Genomic DNA, 18263 nt, shown 5'->3' with positions numbered 1-18263 from the left:
TCCGGTCCCCTACTGGTCCGACGAGAACCTGATCGTTCCCGCCGGGATCCTCGCCTCGCACCAGATCCGGGCTCCCGCCCGCAGCTCGTTGTCCGCGCCCACGTGCGCCCGGTCCCCGATCACCGCGCCGTCCAGCACCGTGCGCGCCCCGATGCGCGCCCCCGCGCCCACCAGCGAGTCACGGATCTGCGCGCCGGCCTCGACGACCGCGCCGTCGAGGATCGTCGAGCCGTCCACCAGGGCGCCCGGCTCCACGCGCGCGCCCTCGCCGACGACCGTGCCGCCCGTCAGCTTGGCGTCCGGCGCGACGTCGGCGGTGTCCAGGACCAGGCGGTCGCCGCAGCGGCCGGGGACCGCGGGCGACGGGGCCCGGCCCAGGACCAGGTCGGCCGAGCCGCGGACGAAGGCCTGCGGCGTGCCGAGGTCCAGCCAGTACGTCGAGTCGACCATGCCCTGCAGGTGCGCGCCGGCCGCCAGCAGGCCCGGGAACGTCTCGCGCTCGACCGAGACCGGGCGGTCCGCCGGGATGCTGTCGATCACCGAGCGGTTGAAGACGTACGCGCCCGCGTTGATCTGGTCGGTGACGATCTCCTCCGGCGTCTGCGGCTTCTCCAGGAACGCCGTCACCCTGCCGGTCGCGTCGGTCGGCACCAGGCCGAACGCGCGGGGGTCCTCGACCCGGGTGAGGTGGAGGGAGACGTCCGCGTTCGTGGTGCGGTGGGTGTGCACGAGGGCTTCGATGTCCAAGCCCGTGAGGATGTCGCCGTTGAAGATCAGGACCGGGTCGTCCGGTCCCGAGTGCAGCCGGGAGGCGACGTTGCGGATGGCGCCGCCGGTGCCGAGCGGCTCCTCCTCGGTGACGTACTCGAGGTGGAGGCCGAGGGCGGAGCCGTCGCCGAAGTACGGCTCGAAGACCTCCGCCAGATACGACGTGGCGAGCACGATGTGCTCCACGCCCGCCGCGCGGGCCCGCGCCAGCTGGTGCGTCAGGAAGGGCACGCCCGCCGCCGGCACCATGGGTTTGGGCGTGTTCATCGTGAGCGGACGCAGCCGGGTTCCCTTGCCGCCGACCAGGAGGATCGCTTCCGGCGAAGAAGACGTCTTAGTCAAGGGTTCGTCTCTGCTTTCCTGCTGGGGCCGGGCCGTGATCGGCGGCCAGTGTATGCAGACCGGAGGGTGCCCCCGCGCCGGGTCAGCGTCCCTGGAGGCGTGCCGCGACGGCACGGGCGGTGCCGAGCTTGCGGTAGAGGCGGTCGCCGGGGCACTCGGTGGAGAAGCCGTCGCGGTGCCCGGAGATGACCTTGAGGCGGACCTTGGTGCCCTTTTTGAACAGATTTCCGCCTCCGGACACCAGGCTCGTCGTGCCGGCCGGGTTGGCGCCGAACAGTCCGAGCTTCCATGCGGTGAGGTCCGCCACCGCGTCAACCGCCGCGGTGGACGGATTGGTGGTTCCGTACGTTCCGAGAACGGCGATGCCCATGCTGTTGCTGTTGAAACCGAGGGTGTGCGCGCCCTTGACGGGCCTGGCCACACCACCCGCACGGCCCTCGTAGACGGTGCCGCACTTGTCGATGAGGAAGTTGTAGCCCAGGTCCCGCCAGCCGCTGCTCACAACGTGGTAGCGGTAGATACCGCGAATGACGGATGCCGACTGTGAACAGGAATAGCGGTTGCCGGAGGCCGTGTGGTGCACGAAGGCCGCGCGGACGGCCCCGGTGTAGGAGAAGCCGGACTCGCGCAGCGATTCGTCGGCGCCCCAGCCGGCGCGGGTGACGATGCGGGGGCGCGGGCCTACGTAGCGACCGCCGTCGGCGGGGCCGGGGCGGTCGGGGTCGTCCGGGTCGTCGCCGTCGGGCGGATAACCGTCCTCCTCGTCGTCGGTCGGCAGCTCGCCCACGCCCGTGTGCTCGACGTCGGCCTCGGACTCGGGCTTGCCGAGGGCGGGGATCTCGGTGGCGCCGAGGGGGGCGAGCGGGACGTTCGCGGCGGAGGCGGCGAGCTCGTTCTCGCTGGGGACGGGCGGCGCCGCGGAACGGGCGCGGTCCACGCCGGGGTCGACCAGTTCGAGGCGCATCCCGGCGGGCAGGGAGCCGCCGGGCGTGCGCCCGCTCGCGGCCTCGGGGCGCACGCGCACCTGGATGGCGTCGGAGGCGCCGACCCACAGGGGTGCGGTGGAGCCGCGCAGCCGCCCGGCGCGCGCCTCGGTGGAGTCGGTGTCGGGACGGTCGTCGTCGTGGGTGGAGACCTCCTGCCAGTCCGCCCAGTCCCGGCTGCCGACCGGGCGCGTGCGCACCTGGGCGTGGCCGTGCAGCTCGGCGGCGGCGTCGTCCCAGACGATGCCGACCAGCGAGAACGGCTTGACCTCCATCTGGGGCAGGCCCTGTTCCGTGGAGGTGGGCTCGGGGCCCGCCGTGCGGTTCTTGCCGTGGCTCTTGGCATGGCCGCCGCCGCGGTGCGCGCCGCGGAGCGGGACGAGCGGCAGCGACTGGGTGCTGCCGGGCACGGAGCGCGCGGTGACGCCCGGGTCGTGGGTGGACGGCGAGGCGGCCGAGGGGGTGGCGAGGAAGGGCAGGGTGAGGGCGGCGCAGGCGGTCACGGTCGAGGAGACAAGGATTCCACGCATAACGAAAATCTTGGACATAAGCCTTAAAGCTGTCCATTCGTCAAGCGGTGGCCGGACGGCGCCGCACGGCCCCTCCCACCCCCTCGGCGTCGTCCGTCCGGCTGACCGGCCGCGGCCCCGGCGCGTACGCTGACGCCGATGAACGCCACCGATCGCACCCCCGCCGACCTGCTGCGATCCGCGCTCTCCGCGGATCCGGCCCGCCCGCTCGTGACCTTCTACGACGACGCCACCGGCGAGCGCGTGGAATTGTCCGTGGCCACCTTCGCCAATTGGGTGGCGAAGACCGCCAACCTGCTCCAGGGCGAGCTCGCCGCCGAGCCGGGCGACCGGCTCGCCCTGCTGCTGCCCGCCCACTGGCAGACGGCCGTCTGGCTGCTGGCCTGCTCCTCCACCGGCGTGCTGGCCGACGTCGGCGGCGACCCGGCCGCCGCGGACCTCGTCGTCAGCGGGCCGGACACGCTGGAGGAGGCGCGCGCGTGCCCGGGCGAGCGCGTGGCACTGGCCCTGCGCCCCCTGGGCGGCCGTTTCCCCCAGCCGCCCGCGGGCTTCGCCGACTACGCCGTCGAGGTGCCGAGCCAGGGAGACCGCTTCGCGCCCTACGCCCCGGTCGACCCGGACGCACCCGCGCTCGCCGTCGGCGGGCTGGAGCTGACGGGCGCCCAGCTGGTGGAGCGGGCGCGCACGGACGCCCTCCAGCACGGGCTCGGCGCGGGCTCCCGGATGCTGTCCGGCCTGCCCTACGACACCTGGGACGGGCTGTCCGCCGGACTGTTCGCGCCGCTGGCCGCGGGCGGGTCGGTGGTGCTGTGCCGCCACCTCGACCGGCTCTCCGGCGGCGGCCTCGACAAGCGCCGGGAGAGTGAGCGCGTCACCGTGACGGCCCTCTGACGGCCCTCTCGCGCTGCCGCTCCGCCGCTCCCGGGCGATGATCGGGCGTACGGACCGCGAGGTCCCCGGATCGCGGGTCCGCAAGGATCGCGGGGTCCGCGGGAATCCCCGGGTCCGTACGGCCGCCGGTCCGCGGGCCCCTGAGGCCCGTACGACCGCCCCGACCCCGAGGAGGACGCAGCGCAGCCGTGACCCACAGCCCAGGAAGGCCCGGCCCCCCGGCTTCCCCGTCCTGCTCCGCCTTCTTCGAGGAGCCGGACGAGCGGCCGCCCGCGCCCCGGCGGCGGCGCCGCTGGCTGCGCTGGCTGGCCCTGGCCACGGCGCTGACGGTGCTGGGCGTGGTGGCGCTGGGCTGGTTCCTCTACGAGCGGCTGAACAGCAACATCACCACGGACACGGCGACGGCGGACGAGCTGCGGCGCTGGGAGAAGGAGCGCCCGGTCGCCCTGGTGAAGGGCGCCCAGAACATCCTGATCATCGGCTCCGACACGCGCAGCGGCGCGGGCAACGGCCAGTACGGCGAGGACAGCGGCACCCAGCGCTCGGACACCACGATCCTGCTGCACCTCGCCGCCGACCGGAAGAGCTCGACGGCCGTCAGCCTGCCGCGCGACCTGATGTCGATGATCCCGCGCTGCCGGCGGCCGGACGGCACGGAGACGAACGAGCGCTTCGCGCAGTTCAACTGGGCTTACGAGCAGGCGGGCGCGGCGTGCACGATCCGTACCGTCGAGAAGATCAGCGGCATCCGCATCACCCACCACGTGATCCTGGACTTCAACGGGTTCAAGCGGCTGGTGGACGCGGTCGACGGGGTCGAGGTGTGCCTCAAGCAGCCGGTCGACGACCAGGAGGCGAAGCTGAGGCTGCCCGCCGGCCGGCAGACCCTGCACGGCGAGCAGGCCCTCGGCTACGTACGGGCGCGCTACAGCCTCGGCGGCGGCAGCGACACCGAGCGGATGGGGCGGCAGCAGCAGTTCCTGGGCGCCCTGTTCAAGGAGATGAAGAGCGACGGGGTGCTGCTCAACCCCACCCGGCTCTACCCGGTCCTGGACGCGGCCACGCGCTCGCTCACGACGGACTCCGGGCTCGACTCGCTGCGGAAGATGTACGACCTGGTGCGCACCGTGCGGACCGTACCGAGCGACCGGGCGCTGTTCCTGACGGTGCCTCGCCGCCCGTACCCGTACAACCCCAACCGGGACGAACTGGTGCAGCCGGACGCCGACCAGCTCTTCAAGCAACTGCGCGAGGACCGGCCGGTGTCGGTGAGCGGCAGCGTCCGGGCGGCGGAGAACAAGCCGGGGGGCACGAAGCCCGGCGGCGGGCGGCCCGGGGCCGGCAAGCCCGGGACCGAGGAGGGGCCTGACGGTTCGGAGGGTCCGACGGGACCGGGGAGCCAGGAGGGACCCGGCAGCCCGCAGGGGCCCTCGGGGACCGGAAACACGGGGGGAACAGGGGGAACAGGGGGGCCGGCGTGGACGCCGGGCACCGGGGGGACGGGAGGCCCGGCAGCGCCGGGCGTTCCCCGCGCACCGCGCGGGACGGGCGGGCAGAACGGTACGGCCGTGCCCCCCGGTGGTAATTTCTCGGCAAATGCGAGCGCGCCGGCCTCCTCCGCCGGTTCGCCCCCGCCGGGCGCTCCTCCCACGTACGAAGGGACCACGGCCGCACGCGGCATCTGTGGATGAATCGCTCAAAACGCACGAACGGGTTTCCCGGCCCGGTCGAAGGGATTGAGCAGATTGCCCAGTTGTAGGGGAGTGGAATTTGTCACCGGCGTCGCTTGACGCTGAACTGGGCGGATAGTGTGAGCGATCCGGTGCGCACGGCCGGGCTGACCGCGCACTGCACAGACGACGTGACCGAGCGCCTCGGGGGGGTAGGCGCCGCGTGGCACCGACGGAGGATTCAAGCGACCGTGGACGCGCAAGGCCGTGGGCGGGCGGGCGGTATCGACCCCGCCGACCAGTGGGTCTTCGACCCGAAGACCGGCAGCTACGAGCTGCGTCTCGACCATGCCGACGGGGCGGAGCCGGCCCCCGGGCCGGGCTCCACCCCCTCGGCCATCACCGACCCCGGCAGCTCCGCGAGTTCCTTCGTGCCCTCCTCGAAGGCCTCTCCCAGGCCGGCGCCGCGCCCCAAGCCGGGCGGCCGGGACGTGCCGGGCCCGCGCGCGACCGGCCGGCGGGGTGCGCCCGGGGCCAAGCCCGGAGCCGCGGCGGGCACCAAGCCGGGTGCCGGGCCGGGGACCAAGGCCGGGACCAAGGCCGGGAGCAGGGCGGCGGCCGCCAAGGCCGCCGCGACGGGCCGGCGCAAGCCCAAGCCGAAGAAGTCCACGAAGAAGAAGGTCCTGCTCTGGACCGGCGGCACGCTGGCCTTCGTCCTCGTCGGCGGCTCGTTGGGCGCCTACCTGCTCTACGAGCACTTCAACAACAACCTCAACAAGGTCGACGTCGGCATCAACAACGGCGCCGTCACCAAAGGCCCCGTCAACATCCTGGTCATCGGCACCGACAAGCGTGACGGCGAGGGCAACAAGGGCTACGGCGACGAGGGCAGCGTCGGCCACGCCGACACCACCCTCCTCTTCCACGTCTCCGAGGACCGGTCGAACGCCACCGCGCTCTCCATCCCGCGCGACATGATCACCGACATCCCGGAGTGCACCACCAAGAAGGACGGGACGACCAAGTCCATCCCCGGCTCGAAGGGCGTCCGCTTCAACGAGAGCCTGGGCCAGGAGGACCGCGACCCCGGCTGCACCTGGCGGACCGTCGAGCAGCTCACGGGCCTGAAGGTCACTCACTTCATGATGGCCGACTTCAACGCCGTCAAGAAGATGTCGTCCGCGGTCGGCGGCGTCGAGGTGTGCCTGGGCAAGGACATCGACGACCCCAAGTCGCACCTCAAGCTCAGCAAGGGCCGGCACAAGATCGAGGGCGAGGACGCGCTCGCGTTCGTCCGCACCCGGCACAGCGTCGGATTCGAGAGCGACCTGGACCGCATCAAGCTCCAGCAGCAGTTCCTGAGCTCGATGATCCGCGAGATGAAGTCGGACGACACCTTCACCAACCCCAAGAAGCTCTACAACCTGGGCGACGCGGCGACGAAGTCACTGACCGTCGACTCCGGCATCGGCTCCGTCAGCGACCTCACCAGGCTGGCGAAGGACCTCAGCCGGGTGAACCTCAAGAACATCACCTTCGCCACCGTCCCCGTCCTCGACAACCCCGCCGAGGGCAAGAACCACAAGACGGTCGTCCTCGACAAGGCGAAGGCCGAGCCGCTGTTCGCGATGGTCCGTCAGGACGTCTCCCTCACCGAGGTGAAGGAGAAGGAGAAGAAGCAGCAGGAGCAGGCCGACGCCAAGCAGGCCGCCCTGCTGCAGGGCCCGCGCTCGGCGCCCGCGGCCGTCCGGGTCAAGGTCCTCAACGGCAGCGGCCGGATGGGCGCGGCCCAGGAGGCCGTCAGCTGGATGCAGAACAGCAAGGGCATGGTCCGCTCCAGCAACGGCGGCAACGCCGCCGGCGGCAAGAAGGTCGACAAGACGGTCCTGGAGTTCGCCCCGGCCCAGGCCGACCAGGCGCGCCGCCTCGCCGACGTCATGGGCCTCGAAGCCGACGCCCTCAAGCAGCGCGACGGCTCCGCGCCCGCCCCGGCCGAGATGACGCTCACCCTCGGCTCGGACTTCAAGGCCGCGGGCACCCCGATCCACGTCCAGGCGCCGGCAAAGGCTCCGGAGGACATCCAAAGGGTCGAAGCGGACGACAAGAACATCTGCGCCAAGTGAACCCAGGCACCGCCCAGATGCATCTCACTATCGGACGGCCGGTCTGTTGAACCGCAGGCCGGCCCTGCCGCGCGCCCGGACCGGCGCGCACCGATCGAAGAGATACGACACGCCTGCCCATCGGGCCGGACGCACCATTTAGGGGAGGCCTGATGCGGCAGAACAGCGTGCGGGGGCCACGGGCGCGCAAGAGCGTGCCGGGGGCACGCGAGAAGGACGGCTCCGGCGCACCGGCCGACGAGGCGGCCGAGCCGTCCGAGGAGACCGGGAGAGAAGAGCAGGCCGGGGGCAGCGGCAAGGGCATACCGGACGACAAGGGCACGCAGACCGACAAGGCCGGAAAGCCCGGCAAAGGCGGGAAGCCCGGCAAGGGCGGCGCCGAGGGCAAGGCCCCGCCCGGCCGGCGCGCCCGCGCGGCCCGAATAGCCCGCTGGGCCGCGCTCTGCCTCGCGGTCCTCGTCCTCGGCACCTCCGCCGCGGGCTGGTTCTACTACCAGCACCTCAACGGCAACCTGAAGAAGGACGCGCTCAACCTCGGCGACAAGCGGCTCGACCGCAGCGCCGCCAACGCCGCGGGCCAGCGCCCGCTGAACATCCTGCTCCTCGGCTCCGACAGCCGTAACTCGCCGGAGAACGTCGCCCTCGGCGGCGCCCGCGAGGACGCCGACCGCAAGCCGCTCGCCGACGTGCAGATGCTCGTCCACGTCTCGGCCGACCGCAGCAACATGTCGGTCATCAGCGTCCCGCGCGACACCCGGGTCACGATCCCCAAGTGCACCGACCCCGAGGACGGGAAGGTCTACAAGGAGACGAACCGGCAGATCATCAACACCAGCCTGATGAACGGCGGGCCCGGCTGCACCGTCGCCGCCTGGGAAGAGCTCACCGGCATCCCCATCGACCACTTCATGATGATCGACTTCGCCGGTGTGGTGAACATGGCCGACGCCGTCGGCGGCGTCCCGGTCTGCGTGGACAACAACGTCTACGACAAGCTGTCCGGGCTGCGCATGGAGAAGGGCACCCACAACGTCAAGGGCGAGCAGGCCCTGCAGTGGCTGCGCACGCGCCACGGCTTCGAGGACGGCAGCGACATCGGCCGCACCCACGCCCAGCACATGTACATGAACGCGATGGTCCGCCAGCTCAAGTCGGGTACCAAGCTCAGCGACCCGGACAAGCTCACCGACCTCGCCGAGGCCGCCACCAAGGCGCTCACCGTCGACAAGGACCTCGGCTCGGTCAAGAAGCTCTACGACCTCGCCGACGACCTCAAGCGCGTGCCGTCCGGCCGGATCACCATGACCACCATGCCGTGGGTGTCCGACCCGTGGGACCCGGACGCGCACGTCATCCCCAAGCCGGGCGACGCGGAGAAGCTGTTCTCCCTCGTCCGCAGCGACATCGCGCTCGACGGCAAGGACCCGAAGAAGGACGACAAGGGCCCCGCGCCGTCCGGCCCGGCCTCGCCCAAGGGCTCCATCGCGGTGACGGTCTTCAACGGCACCGGCACCGCCACCCAGCCCGTGGTCACCGGCCGCGGCGCCGAGGTCGCCGCCGCGCTCGTCAAACAGGGCTTCGCCAAGGCCACCTCGGACTCGACGCCGCGCGCCCAGGCCGACACGACGCTCAGCTACGCGAAGACGTCCCAGCGCGCCGACGCCGAGGCGCTGGCCAAGGCCCTCGGGCTGCCGGAGCGGGCGGTGCGGATGTCCACCGCGGTCGACGGGCTGACGCTGGTGATCGGCGGTGACTGGCGTACGGGGACGACGTACCCGAAGGCCGGCGACGACGCCGCGGACGACAAGGGCGCGAAGCCCGGGAAGGGCGAGAAGTCCGGCCAGGCCGGCAAGGCCGGCCAGGGCGAGAAGTCCTCCGCCAAGCCCGGCGACGACGACAAGGCCCAGGACGACGACAAGCCCAAGGACGGCAAGCCCACGAAGGAGGCCGACAACAAGGCCCCCGAGAGCTCGGACCCGCTCAACGGCAACGACACCTCCGCCTGCATGAAGGTGAACTCGCTGAATCGTTTCTGAGCGGGTGCGTCCGAGCATGTGTAAGGGGCGGGCACTATGGGCGCCCGCCCCTTACACAGCAGCGCGGTCAGCTACACAGCAGCGCGGTCAGCCCGCCCGCACCGGCTCCCGCCGGCTGGCGATGACCTTCTTCGCCAGCGAGCGCGGGCTGGTCAGGAAGCCGAACCCCCAGGACATGTGCATCGTGGCCAGCGCCACCGGGATCTGCGCCCGCGCCTTCAGCGGCAGGCCCTTGCCCGCGGGCAGCGAACCGGCGGTGATCGCCGCCAGGTACCCGGCCGGCACGACCAGGCCCCACGGGGTGACCGCGGCGCCCACCACGACACCCGCGGCGATGGCCACGACGGCGGTCGGCGCGGCGAGGTAGCGCAGGTTGATCGAGCCCTGGTGGTAGCGGGCCACGACGTGGCGCCAGCGGCCGTAGTTCTTGTACTGCTTGGCCAGCGCCTTCACGCTCGGCCGCGGCCGGTAGGAGACCTTCAGCTCCGGCGAGAACCAGATCAGCCCGCCGTCCTCACGGATCCGGAAGTTCAGCTCCCAGTCCTGGGCGCGGATGAACTCCTCGTTGTACCCGCCCAGCTTCTCCAGCACCTCGCGCCGGAAGACGCCCAGGTACACGGTCTCGGCCGGGGCGGCGGCGCCTCCGGTGTGGAACGCGGCGTTGCCGACGCCGATCTTCGACGTCATCGCGGCGGCGACGGCCTGCTCCCAGGCGTTCTCGCCCTCGGCGTGCATGATGCCGCCGACGTTCTGCGCGCCGGTCTCGTCGAGCAGGCGCACGGCCGTCGCGATGTAGTTCGGCGACAGCATGCCGTGACCGTCCACGCGCACCACGATCGGGTGACGGGAGGCCTTGATCGCGGCGTTGAGGGCGGCGGGCGTCCGGCCGGTGGGGTTCGGCACCGTGTGGACCCGGGGGTCCTCGCGCACGAGCTCGGCGGCGATCTCGTCCGTACGGTCCGTGGACGGGCCGAGGGCGATCACCACCTCCAGCTCGCCGGCGTACTCCTGCTCCAGGATGTGCCGCACTGACGTGCGCAGATGCCGCTCCTCATTGAGCACCGGCATGATCACGGAAACGGCGGGCGGCTGCAGTTCGGACATGGTTCCTCGGGGATACGGGGTCCCCCCGGACGGATGGGGGAAGCCGACGGAGTCGTCCGTCACGTTACCGCTAATGGCGGAACGGACGCTCCCGCCCGGGTGGCAGCGGGCGTCCGGACGGCGTGGACACGCGGGCTGCTGATCGTATTGGCCTACGTTTGCCCTCCCTGTTCCGGCCCGCCGGCCCGTCCGGCCGTTCCGCCGGTCCCGGCCCCCTGTCCGAGCCCGTCCGCCCGTGGAGGCCCGCCATGACCGCACCGGAGGAGAGCCCGTCCCCGTCCCGGGCCCGCCACAGCGCGCCCCGCCGGCCGCGCTGGGGACTGCGCCTCGCCGTGTGCGGCGCGGCGGTCGTCCTGGCGGCGAGCGGCCTCGGGCACGCGGTCATGACGGGCATCGACCACCGCATCGACCGCGTGGACCCCTTCCGCGGCCTGTCGAACCGGCCGCCCGTCGTGGCCAGCAAGGGCATGAACATCCTGCTCGTGGGCACCGACGCCCGGGACCGGCTCGACCCCGCGGAGCGGGAGCGCTATCACCTGGGCGGTGCGGCCTGCCACTGCACGGACACGGTGATGCTGCTGCACCTGTCCGCCGCCCGCGACCGGGTCTCTGTGATCAGCCTGCCGCGCGACAGCTACGCCGAGATCCCGGCGCACGTCGACCGGGCGGGCCGGCCGCGCCCCGCCCACCCGCAGAAGCTGAACGCCGCCTACGCCGAGGGCGGGCCCGGGCTCACCGTACGGACCGTGGAGCAGCTCACCGGCGTGCACGTGGATCATTACCTGGAGGTCGACTTCATCAGCTTCATGCGGACCGTGGACGTGGTGGGCGGCGTGCAGGTGTGCTCGGCGCGGCCGCTGAAGGACCCGTACAGCGGGCTCGACCTGCCGCCCGGCACGAGCACCCTCAACGGCGGGCAGGCCCTGCAGTACGTCCGCTCCCGCCACCTCGACGGGGCCTCCGACCTGGGCCGGATGCAGCGGCAGCAGCGCTTCCTCGCCGCGCTCCTGCACACGGCGACGGACGGCGGGGCGCTGCTGAACCCCGTGAAGTTCCAGCAGCTCGCCGCGACGCTGCTGGGCTCGGTGCGGGCGGACCGGGGCTTCGACGGCGAGACGCTGATCGGGCTCGGCCGGGCGATGAAGAACCTGTCGCCGGCGTCGGCGGAGTTCGTGTCGGTGCCGGTGGTCTCCGCGAACTTTCCCGTGCCGCGGGTCGGCTCGACGGTGAAGTGGGACGACGCCGCGGCCGGGCGCCTCTTCGAGTCCGTACGGGACGACCGGCCGCTGGCGACGGCCCGGCCGCAGCGGCAGGCCCACGACGCGAAGCCGCCGGTGCCGGGGCCCGCGCTGCCGGCCTCCCCCTCGCCGTCGCCCTCGGTGCCGGAGGCGGCGCCGGGGCAGATCCGCATCCAGGTCTACAACGGCTCCGGCCGGCGGGGCCTCGCCCGCGAGACGGACCGCGCGCTGCGGGCCATGGGCTTCGCCACGACCGGGCTGCCCGCGGACGCGGCGGGGCCGGCGGTGCGGCGCACGGTGATCGAGTACGACCCGCACTGGGACCACGCGGTCCGGACGCTGGCCGCGGCCCTGCCGGACGCGGAGCTCCGGCCCGTGGCGGGACAGGGGCCTCTGATGAAGGTGACGGTGGGCACGGACTTCAGGACGGTGGCACCGGTGAGCCCCGGGACCCCGGTGAAGCCGCAGCCTCCGCGGGCGCAGCGGCCGGGGGCGGTGTCCGGGGACAAGGTGCTGTGCCCGGAGAAGAGCCTGGTGTAGCCGGGGCCGGCGGGGGGAGGGTCAGTCCTCGATGCCCTCGGCGGCCCGCGCGTCCCGGAGCTCCTTGATCGCGCGGCGCCGCGCGAGGCGGTGCGTCCGGCGGATCTGGGCCTCCTGGTAGCGGCGCCGGTCCTTCTCCGTCTCGGGGAGCACCGGCGGCACGGGCCGGGGCTTGCCGTTCTCGTCGACGGCCGCGAAGACGAGGTACGCGCTGCCGACCTGGACCGCGGGCGTCGACTCGTTCCAGCGCTCGGCGAGCACCCGGACGCCGACCTCCATGGAGGACCGCCCGGTCCAGTTGACCTGGGCCTTCACATGCACGAGGTCGCCCACCCGGACCGGCTCCAGGAAGGCCATCTCGTCCATGGAGGCGGTGACCGCAGGACCTCCGGAGTGCCGGCCGGCGACGGCGCCGGCGACGTCGTCCACCAGCTTCATGATCACGCCGCCGTGGACGGTGCCCAGCAGATTGGTGTCGCTGCCCGTCATGATGTGCGAGAGGGTGGTGCGGGCGGCGGAGGTCGGCTTGCCGGCTGTCTGCTGCTCCGGGCTCCGGTCCTGAATGGTCATGTCCACCACTGTATGCCGGGTGCGTGCGGGGCGGACGATTGCATCAGCTCTGCAACAGGGGTGCCCCGAACCCGTAGCCGACCGGCCGGTCCATTCGCCCAGGGGGCACACTTCCTGCATGAGTGATTGGCCCGGAGGGCGGAGCGAGGACCGTCGGCAGGCGTACGGGCGCGGCAGCGCGGGCGCGGAGCCCGAGGGCGCGCGCGCCATGCCGCACGTACGGCGTCCCGTGCCGCCGCAGCAGTACAGCCCGCCCCAGGGTTACGACGGGGCCCCGGTCGCCGGCGGCCACCGCGTCGTCGGCCAGGGCGGCCCCGGTGACGGCTACGGCCGCCACGACGGTGACGGGTACAACACCGGACAGGTCTACGGCCGCGGCGCCCCGAACGGGCCGGGCGGTCCCGGCGGCCCCGCGGGCCCCGGCACCGGCGGCCGTCCCCGGCGCACCACGCCCCCGAACTGGCGCAAGCGCATCACGGTCGGCCTGGTGACCCTCCTCGGCGTGCTGCTGGTGGTCTCGGTCGGCACGTACTTCTGGGCCGACTCGAAGCTTCGCACCGAAGTGGACCTGAGCAAGGTGAAGGACCGGCCGGCGGAGGGCGCGGGCACGAACTACCTGATCGTCGGTTCCGACAGCCGCGAGGGCCTGTCCGACGAGGACAAGAAGGAACTGCACACGGGGTCGGCGGACGGCAAGCGCACCGACTCGATGATGATCCTGCACACGGGCGACAACGGCACCACGATGCTGAGCCTGCCGCGCGACTCGTACGTCACGATCCCGGCCTTCACGGGCCAGAAGTCCGGCAAGCGCTTCCCGAAGTCCACCCACAAGCTCAACCAGGCGTACTCGGACGGCGGCCCGGAGCTGCTCGCGCAGACGATCGAGTTCAACACGGGCCTGCACATCGACCACTACGCGGAGATCGGCTTCGGCGGCTTCCGGAACCTGGTCGACGCGCTGGGCGGCGTGGAGATGTGCCTGGACAAGCCGCTGAAGGACCGGGACTCGGGCGCGGACTTCAAGGCGGGCTGCCAGGAGCTGAACGGCGCCCAGTCGCTGGCCTTCGTCCGCCAGCGCCACCAGGAGGCCGACCAGGACCTGGGCCGGATGCGCAACCAGCAGAAGTTCCTGAACACGCTCGCGAAGCAGGCCGCCTCGCCGTCGACCGTCCTCAACCCCTTCCGCCTCTACCCGGTGATCGGCTCGGGGCTCGACACGCTCATCGTCGACAAGGACATGGGCCTGTTCGACCTGATGGACATGTTCTGGGCGATGAAGGGCGTCACGGGCGGCGACGGCAAGCAGATGACCGTGCCGATCGCCAACCCGAACCTGCCCACGCCCAGCGACGGCGTGGCCGTGAAGTGGGACATGACCAAGGCCAACCAGCTCTTCGGGCAGCTGAAGAAGGACGAGAAGGTCACGGTCTCCGACAAGTGACGCCCCGCGGGGTCACTTCGCGGGCTCCGAGGCGTTGATGACCGCGAACGGCGCGCCCTGCGGGTCCTGCACGACGGCCATCCGGCCCGCCATCATGTCGAACGGCGGCTTGAGGACGTTGCCGCCGGCGCGCACCAGCGCGTCGACGGTGCTGTCGGTGTCGTCCACGGAGAAGTACGTCAGCCAGTGCGAGGGCGCGTCCTCGGGCATGCCCTCGATGTTCGCGAGCCCCTGCAGGCCGCCGACCATGCGGCCGTCGACCTCCAGCGAGAAGTAGCCGGTGGCCCCTTCCATGGGGGTCGCCTTGATGCCGAGCGCGCTGGCGTAGAAGCCGGAGGCGGTGGCGGTGTCGCTGGTGTTGAGCTCGTTCCAGATCACGGCACCGGGCTCGTTGACGACCTTCGCGCCGGCGAAGTCGCGCGCCTGCCACAGCCCGAAGACGGCGCCCGTCGGGTCGGAGGCCACGGCCATCCGGCCGATGGTCATGACGTCCATGGCGGGCATCATCACCGTGCCGCCGTTGCTGACGATCCGGGACTGCGTGGCGTCAACGTCCGCGGTCGCCAGGTAGGTGGTCCACACGGCCGGCGGCATCGGGTCCGGCTTGCTGCCGTCCGGGTTCATCGCCGCCATGATCCCGGCGACGGGCTTGCCGTCCAGCTCGCAGACCGCGTACCCACCGGTCTCCGGCGGCCCGACCTGCCCCTGCCAGCCGAACAGGTCGCGGTAGAAGTCGAGCGCCGCCTGCTGGTCGGGAACCATGAGGTCCACCCAGCAGGGGGTGCCGGGCGCGTACGGGCCGGTGACGTCGGGCATGACGGTGCCTCCAGGCGGCGGGCGGTCAGGGCGTCCTCGTCGTAAGGATCGGCCCCTGGGAGCCCGCCCGCCAGCGATGTACGGCCGTACGGGCATGTACCCACGGGGGTTGAAAGGTGCCCCGCACCTTTCAACCCGCCGCAACGGCGCTCAGCCACGACGGTGGCGACCGGCGGTGCCGAACCGGCCCGGCCCCGGACGTACCGCCCGATGGAGGCCCGCCCTGCCGGGCTACTTCGGCAGGTTGCGCGCCATGACGATGCGCTGGACCTGGTTCGTGCCTTCATAAATCTGCGTGATCTTGGCGTCGCGCATCATGCGCTCCACCGGGTAGTCACGGGTGTAGCCGTAGCCGCCGAGGAGCTGGACGGCGTCCGTGGTGACCTCCATGGCGACGTCCGAGGCGAAGCACTTGGCGGCCGCGCCCTGGAACGTGAGGTCGGCGTCGCCGCGCTCGGACTTGGCGGCCGCCGCGTAGGTGAGCTGGCGGGCGGCCTCGATCTTCATCGCCATGTCGGCGAGCATGAACTGGACGCCCTGGAAGTCGGCGATCGGCTTGCCGAACTGCTTGCGCTCCTGGACGTAGCCCTTGGCGTAGTCCAGCGCGCCCTGGGCGACGCCGAGCGCCTGGGCGGCGATGGTGATGCGGGTGTGGTCCAGGGTCTTCATCGCGGTGGCGAAGCCCGTGCCCTCGGCGCCGATCATGCGGTCGGCGGGGATGCGGACGTTGTCGAGGTAGACCTCGCGGGTCGGGGAGCCCTTGATGCCGAGCTTCTTCTCCGGGGCGCCGAAGGAGACGCCCTCGTCGCCCTTCTCGACGACGAAGGCCGAGATGCCCTTGGAGCGCTTCTCGGGGTCGGTCACGGCCATGACCGTGTAGTACTCGGAGACGCCGGCGTTGGTGATCCAGCGCTTGACGCCGTTGAGGACCCAGAAGTCGCCGTCGCGCACGGCGCGGGTCTTCATGCCGGCCGCGTCCGAGCCGGCGTCGGGCTCGCTGAGGCAGTACGAGAACATCGCGTCGCCCTTGGCGAGCGGGCCCATGTACTTCTTCTTCAGCTCCTCGGAGCCGGAGAGGATCACCGGCAGCGAACCGAGCTTGTTGACCGCGGGGATCAGCGAGGACGACACGCAGACGCGGGCGACCTCCTCGATGACGATCACCGTGGCGAGGGCGTCCGCACCGGCGCCGCCGTACTCCTCGGGGACGTGCACCGCGTGCAGGTCCGTGGCGACGAGGGCGTCCAGGGCCTCCTGCGGGAAGCGGGCCTCCTCGTCCACCGCGGCGGCGTGCGGGGCGATCTTCTCCTCGGCGAGCTGGCGCACGACCTTGCGCAGCTCGTCGTGCTCCTCGGACGGCCGGTAGAGGTCGAAGTCCGTGTTTCCCGCCAAGGCGTACTCCCCTGAGAGTTAACTACCGTTTAGTAACCCAGATTCTAGGGGCGGCCCCCGGACACGGACTACGTGAGCTTGCCGACAGCGCCGCGCCGCACCCGCCGCCGCGGCGCATCACCCCGCTCCTTCCCTGGTCGGGGCCCGACTATGCTCGGGCACCGCAGTCCCGCCCGTCAGCACATGGAGCACGCATGGCCCCCAGGATCACCGTGATCGGCACCGGCTACCTCGGCGCGACCCACGCCGCGGCCATGGCCGAGCTCGGCTTCGAGGTGCTGGGCCTCGACGTGGACCCCGGGAAGATCGAGATGCTCGGTCGCGGCAGGGTCCCGATGTACGAGCCGGGGCTGGAGGAGCTGCTGCAGAAGCACGTGGCCGGGCTGGAGGGCTCGACCGGGCGGCTGCGCTTCACGACCTCCTGGGAGGAGGTCGGCGAGTTCGGCGACGTCCACTTCGTCTGCGTGAACACCCCGCAGAAGCACGGCGAGTACGCGTGCGACATGTCCTACGTCGACGCCGCCGTCACCTCCCTCGCCGCCGTGCTGCACCGGCCCGCGCTCGTCGTCGGCAAGTCCACCGTCCCGGTCGGCAGCGCCGCCCGGCTCGCCCGGCTCCTCGCCGAGCTGGCCCCCGCCGGCGACGACGTCGAGCTGGCCTGGAACCCCGAGTTCCTGCGCGAGGGCTTCGCCGTCCAGGACACCCTGCACCCCGACCGCATCGTCGTCGGCGTCGCCGGCGAGCACGGCGAGAAGCTGCTGCGCGAGGTCTACGCCGGGCCGATCGGGGAGGGCACGCCCTTCGTCGTCGCCGACTACCCGACCGCCGAGCTGGTCAAGACCGCCGCGAACTCCTTCCTCGCCACGAAGATCTCGTTCATCAACGCCATGGCCGAGGTGTGCGAGGCCGCCGACGGCGACGTCGTGAAGCTCGCCGAGGCCATAGGGCACGACGACCGCATCGGCAAGAAGTTCCTGCGCGCCGGCGTCGGCTTCGGCGGCGGTTGCCTGCCCAAGGACATCCGCGCCTTCATGGCCCGGGCGGGCGAGCTCGGCGCCGACCAGGCACTGACCTTCCTCCGCGAGGTCGACTCCATCAACATGCGCCGCCGCGCGCACATGGTGGAGCTCGCGCGCGAGGCGGTCGGCGGCAGCTTCCTCGGACAGCGGGTCGCCGTCCTCGGCGCGACGTTCAAGCCCGACTCGGACGACGTCCGCGACTCCCCCGCGCTCAACGTCGCCGGGCAGATCCACCTGCAGGGCGGCCAGGTCACGGTCTACGACCCGAAGGGCATGGACAACGCGCGCCGCCTCTTCCCCACCCTCGCCTACGCGCCGAGCGCGCTGGAGGCGTGCCGGGGGGCGCGGGTGGTGCTGCACCTCACGGAGTGGGGCGAGTTCCGGGAGCTCGACCCGGCGGCGGTCGCCGCGGTCGTGGCGGACCGCCACCTGATCGACGGCCGCAACGCGCTGGACGCCGCCGCGTGGCGTGACGCGGGCTGGACGTTCCGCGCGATGGGGCGGCCGCGGGCGTAACGGCTTGCCGCCGGTTGCCCTCGCCGCGTCGGCTGAGCGGTGTCCGGCACCGCCGGACCGCGTTCGCTGTGGCTGATCGCCGCGGCGGCGGACAGGTGAGGCTCGGCCTCACCACACCCGCCCGGGGTCCGGGGCACCGCCCCGGGAAACGGCGAAAGGGTGGGTCCGGGGCCTCTCTCCCGCCGCGACGGCGAGCAACCGAAACGACGAAACCGGCGGTGCCGGGCCGGGCTGAGCCCGGGAGGGCACCGCCGGACCGCACCATGGTGGTTGCGCGCCGC

13 protein-coding genes are annotated in these 18263 nt (G+C 72.2%); 7 read left to right on the top strand and 6 right to left on the bottom strand.

The window, feature by feature from the left end:
- Window positions 1-9: 9 nt before the first annotated feature.
- Both B7P34_RS17255 and B7P34_RS17250 read right to left on the bottom strand, forming a co-directional pair.
- Window positions 10-1110 (bottom strand): sugar phosphate nucleotidyltransferase, encoded by a 1101-nt coding sequence (locus tag B7P34_RS17255; protein WP_106677516.1) that lies wholly within the window; start codon window positions 1108-1110, stop codon window positions 10-12.
- An 82-nt stretch (window positions 1111-1192) separates the two neighbouring features.
- Window positions 1193-2623: a peptidoglycan recognition protein family protein gene (locus tag B7P34_RS17250; protein WP_106677514.1), complete on the bottom strand. Its 1431-nt coding sequence runs from the start codon at window positions 2621-2623 to the stop codon at window positions 1193-1195.
- A 138-nt stretch (window positions 2624-2761) separates the two neighbouring features.
- Here B7P34_RS17250 and B7P34_RS17245 point away from each other — a divergent pair, with 138 nt between their 5' ends.
- From B7P34_RS17245 to B7P34_RS17230, 4 genes are all read left to right on the top strand, one after another.
- A complete protein-coding gene (locus B7P34_RS17245) occupies window positions 2762-3514 on the top strand; it encodes a TIGR03089 family protein (RefSeq protein ID WP_106677512.1) in 753 nt (250 codons plus the stop codon).
- Window positions 3515-3702: 188 nt separating this feature from the next.
- Window positions 3703-5205: an LCP family protein gene (locus B7P34_RS17240; protein WP_189382842.1), complete on the top strand. Its 1503-nt coding sequence runs from the start codon at window positions 3703-3705 to the stop codon at window positions 5203-5205.
- 230 nt (window positions 5206-5435) lie between these two features.
- Window positions 5436-7307, top strand: coding sequence for an LCP family protein (locus B7P34_RS17235; RefSeq protein ID WP_106677508.1), 1872 nt, complete (start codon window positions 5436-5438; stop codon window positions 7305-7307).
- Window positions 7308-7459: 152 nt separating this feature from the next.
- On the top strand, window positions 7460-9343 hold the full coding sequence (locus B7P34_RS17230; RefSeq protein WP_106677506.1) for an LCP family protein: 1884 nt from the start codon (window positions 7460-7462) through the stop codon (window positions 9341-9343).
- An 87-nt stretch (window positions 9344-9430) separates the two neighbouring features.
- Here B7P34_RS17230 and B7P34_RS17225 read toward each other — a convergent pair whose 3' ends face one another.
- Window positions 9431-10447: a glycosyltransferase family 2 protein gene (locus tag B7P34_RS17225; protein ID WP_106677504.1), complete on the bottom strand. Its 1017-nt coding sequence runs from the start codon at window positions 10445-10447 to the stop codon at window positions 9431-9433.
- A 248-nt stretch (window positions 10448-10695) separates the two neighbouring features.
- On the opposite strand from B7P34_RS17225, the gene B7P34_RS17220 reads away from it, so the two are divergent.
- Window positions 10696-12225 (top strand): LCP family protein, encoded by a 1530-nt coding sequence (locus B7P34_RS17220; protein WP_106677502.1) that lies wholly within the window; start codon window positions 10696-10698, stop codon window positions 12223-12225.
- Between the two features lie 21 nt (window positions 12226-12246).
- On the opposite strand, the gene B7P34_RS17215 is transcribed toward B7P34_RS17220, so the two are convergent.
- Window positions 12247-12795 carry an acyl-CoA thioesterase gene (locus tag B7P34_RS17215; RefSeq protein ID WP_106677540.1) on the bottom strand — a complete coding sequence of 183 codons (549 nt, stop codon included), beginning with the start codon at window positions 12793-12795 and terminating at the stop codon, window positions 12247-12249.
- 118 nt (window positions 12796-12913) lie between these two features.
- Here B7P34_RS17215 and B7P34_RS17210 point away from each other — a divergent pair, with 118 nt between their 5' ends.
- The gene (locus B7P34_RS17210) at window positions 12914-14239 is read left to right on the top strand and encodes an LCP family protein (RefSeq protein WP_106677500.1); all 1326 of its coding nucleotides are present in this window, start codon (window positions 12914-12916) and stop codon (window positions 14237-14239) included.
- A 12-nt stretch (window positions 14240-14251) separates the two neighbouring features.
- Here the strand turns inward: B7P34_RS17210 and B7P34_RS17205 are convergent, their stop codons facing one another.
- Window positions 14252-15055, bottom strand: a complete 804-nt coding sequence (locus B7P34_RS17205) for a VOC family protein (RefSeq protein ID WP_106677498.1) — start codon at window positions 15053-15055, stop codon at window positions 14252-14254.
- A 231-nt stretch (window positions 15056-15286) separates the two neighbouring features.
- On the bottom strand, window positions 15287-16447 hold the full coding sequence (locus B7P34_RS17200) for an acyl-CoA dehydrogenase (RefSeq protein ID WP_106677496.1): 1161 nt from the start codon (window positions 16445-16447) through the stop codon (window positions 15287-15289).
- 194 nt (window positions 16448-16641) lie between these two features.
- Here B7P34_RS17200 and B7P34_RS17195 point away from each other — a divergent pair, with 194 nt between their 5' ends.
- Window positions 16642-17982, top strand: a complete 1341-nt coding sequence (locus B7P34_RS17195; RefSeq protein WP_106677494.1) for a UDP-glucose dehydrogenase family protein — start codon at window positions 16642-16644, stop codon at window positions 17980-17982.
- The last annotated feature ends 281 nt before the right edge of the window (window positions 17983-18263 follow it).

Origin of the sequence: Streptosporangium nondiastaticum (genome assembly GCF_003011965.1) — a bacterium.
In the GTDB taxonomy this organism is placed as follows: Bacteria; Actinomycetota; Actinomycetes; order Streptomycetales; family Streptomycetaceae; genus Streptomyces; species Streptomyces nondiastaticus.
The sequence above is the reverse complement of the archived record's forward strand: the minus strand, read 5'-3'. Positions and strand labels throughout refer to the sequence as shown.

Excerpts from the sequence above, each read along its gene's own strand:
- B7P34_RS17225 (WP_106677504.1), bottom strand. The coding sequence starts at position 10,447 with ATGTCCGAACTGCAGCCGCCCGCCGTTTCCGTGATCATGCCGGTGCTC.
- B7P34_RS17195 (WP_106677494.1), top strand. The coding sequence starts at position 16,642 with ATGGCCCCCAGGATCACCGTGATCGGCACCGGCTACCTCGGCGCGACC.
- B7P34_RS17250 (WP_106677514.1), bottom strand. The coding sequence starts at position 2,623 with ATGCGTGGAATCCTTGTCTCCTCGACCGTGACCGCCTGCGCCGCCCTC.
- B7P34_RS17215 (WP_106677540.1), bottom strand. The coding sequence starts at position 12,795 with ATGACCATTCAGGACCGGAGCCCGGAGCAGCAGACAGCCGGCAAGCCG.
- B7P34_RS17205 (WP_106677498.1), bottom strand. The coding sequence starts at position 15,055 with ATGCCCGACGTCACCGGCCCGTACGCGCCCGGCACCCCCTGCTGGGTG.
- B7P34_RS17245 (WP_106677512.1), top strand. The coding sequence starts at position 2,762 with ATGAACGCCACCGATCGCACCCCCGCCGACCTGCTGCGATCCGCGCTC.
- B7P34_RS17220 (WP_106677502.1), top strand. The coding sequence starts at position 10,696 with ATGACCGCACCGGAGGAGAGCCCGTCCCCGTCCCGGGCCCGCCACAGC.
- B7P34_RS17210 (WP_106677500.1), top strand. The coding sequence starts at position 12,914 with ATGAGTGATTGGCCCGGAGGGCGGAGCGAGGACCGTCGGCAGGCGTAC.
- B7P34_RS17230 (WP_106677506.1), top strand. The coding sequence starts at position 7,460 with ATGCGGCAGAACAGCGTGCGGGGGCCACGGGCGCGCAAGAGCGTGCCG.